General features: G+C 67.9%; 1 protein-coding gene. It reads left to right on the top strand.

The annotated features are described in order from the left end of the window. Window positions 1-126 precede the first annotated feature (126 nt). On the top strand, window positions 127-294 hold the full coding sequence (locus G6027_RS17010; protein ID WP_182638164.1) for a hypothetical protein: 168 nt from the start codon (window positions 127-129) through the stop codon (window positions 292-294). Window positions 295-296 lie beyond the last annotated feature (2 nt).

Below are 296 nucleotides of genomic sequence, written 5' to 3' on the forward strand. Positions count from 1 at the left end.
ATACCAGCACCGCGGCACCGAGCCCGTCGACGCCGGCGCCCTCGATTACCTCCTCGACGGTGACGACCCGGTCGCACGTGCGGCCCGATCCTCCGTGGTCATCACCACCACGCAGGCGGTGGCGGCATGAGCACCCCCACCCACGTCCCCGCCGAATGGGTTACCGAGCGAATCGCGTTCCTACGCGAGCTCGCAACCAAGACCAGTGACCACGGCATCGGTGCCGGCCTCGAATCTGCGGCACTCGTCCTCGAGACTGAACTGTCGACCTACCGGAACGGCGGTGCGGCATGAGC

Source organism: Dietzia sp. SLG310A2-38A2 (assembly GCF_014145095.1).
Classification (GTDB): Bacteria; Actinomycetota; Actinomycetes; order Mycobacteriales; family Mycobacteriaceae; genus Dietzia.

Bases quoted from the DNA above. Each gene is read 5' to 3' on its own strand.
- G6027_RS17010 (WP_182638164.1), top strand. From the start codon at position 127: ATGAGCACCCCCACCCACGTCCCCGCCGAATGGGTTACCGAGCGAATC.